Annotated in this window: 1 protein-coding gene; it reads right to left on the bottom strand. The window is 37.0% G+C overall.

Translation table 11 applies throughout. The annotated features are described in order from the left end of the window. Nucleotides 1-34: 34 nt before the first annotated feature. Nucleotides 35-481 (bottom strand): DoxX family protein, encoded by a 447-nt coding sequence (locus GQR46_RS20345; RefSeq protein ID WP_165742341.1) that lies wholly within the window; start codon nt 479-481, stop codon nt 35-37. Between the last annotated feature and the right edge of the window lie 157 nt (nt 482-638).

The raw sequence follows: 638 nt of genomic DNA, 5'->3' as shown, positions 1-638 counted from the left end.
GCCAAATTGGCCGCTATTCTTCAATTAATAAACTCTATTTATTAGCTAGTTTTTTAGCTAATACGTTATCAAGCGAAAAGCTTCCCGCTCCTTGAATTGCTAAAACTATAGTTACTACAAGTAACGTTAATGCGTATTCATAGCCATTATTTGCCATAAATAAGCCATTACTAATATGTACGCTAAAAATAGCAATCAGCATAGTAAAGCCGGCAACTACAGCAGCTGGGCGAGTTAACAAACCAATTGCTAATGCAATGCCACCAAAAAACTCAGCGCTACCTGCCATCATTGCTAACCAATAGCCAGGCTCTAAACCAATACTTGCCATCCATTGACCTGTACCTTCAAGCCCGTAACCGCCAAACCAAGCAAATAGTTTTTGTGCACCATGCGCCGCTAAAATAAGGCCAACTGGTACTCGTAAAATTAATGCTGCTACGCCTGCTTTTGAGCTAAGTAATGTGTTTAGTAATTTCATGAGTTTAGTCCTGTTTTAATTTATTTAATCGTTAGATTTTTTCTAACCGTTGAGCACAGTTTACTATCATCATTCAAAAACATTAATACAGACTTTATTGGTTAATTAGCAACGCAGTATTTATAATCAACCATAAAAAAACCGCCAACCTAAAGGT

The sequence above is a fragment of the Pseudoalteromonas sp. Z1A6 genome, assembly GCF_011378745.1.
GTDB classification, from domain to species: domain Bacteria; phylum Pseudomonadota; class Gammaproteobacteria; order Enterobacterales; family Alteromonadaceae; genus Pseudoalteromonas; species Pseudoalteromonas arctica.
The sequence above is the reverse complement of the archived record's forward strand: the minus strand, read 5'-3'. Positions and strand labels throughout refer to the sequence as shown.